At 67.9% G+C, this 691-nt stretch carries 1 pseudogene; it reads right to left on the reverse strand.

Annotated elements, in window-relative coordinates:
- A pseudogene (locus EOD07_RS36530) lies at positions 1 to 691 on the reverse strand (hypothetical protein); the annotation flags it as partial.

Raw genomic sequence — 691 nt, forward strand, 5'->3', positions numbered from 1 at the left:
GAGGTGATCGAGCATGTCCAAAAGAGCGACGGCGCCGCCTTCATGCGCCGCGAGGACATCGCCCGCTTCTGGCACGCCAACCATGCCCGCTTCGAGCAGCGCGGCGCGCAGCGCATCGACGTCGTGCGGCGAGCGCAAGGGCGGCGAGGCTTTCAGATTCGCGCCCTGCGTTTCGTAGTCGCGGGCGGTGAAGAACAGGTTCTGCGGCGTCGTCTCGACGCTGGCGTCGGCGATGCCGCGCAGCCGGCTCCAGGTTTCGGCACCCAGTTCGGAATTGATCTGGCGGACATGGATTCTTGCCTCGGCCGAGGCCGCGGCGACAAGCGCGCGGGCGATGCCGTTGGCTTCGGCCAGCGGCGGGCGGCTGTCCAGGAAGGCAGTGATCGTACCCGAGCGATCTCGCTCGGAGCTGCCGGTCAGGATCGATTGGTCGCCGGGTGAGATGCCGATCAGCGTGTCGGTGCCGGTGAACGCTTTCAGCGCTTCGGCCACCATGTCGAGCGTGGCGAAGAGGAAGGCGTCCGGCACATCGGCGGTGAACAGCTCGAACGACACCGGCGCGCGGTCGAGCAGGCGAGGGACAAGCGACAGGTCGCGGCTGACGACGGCCTGCAGGCCGACATCGACGTGGATACGGCCTTCGGTGGTCGCCATCTTGTCGGCAAGCTGCTCAGCCGTCGCGGTCCACGGT

The sequence above is a fragment of the Mesorhizobium sp. M2C.T.Ca.TU.002.02.1.1 genome (assembly GCF_003997225.1).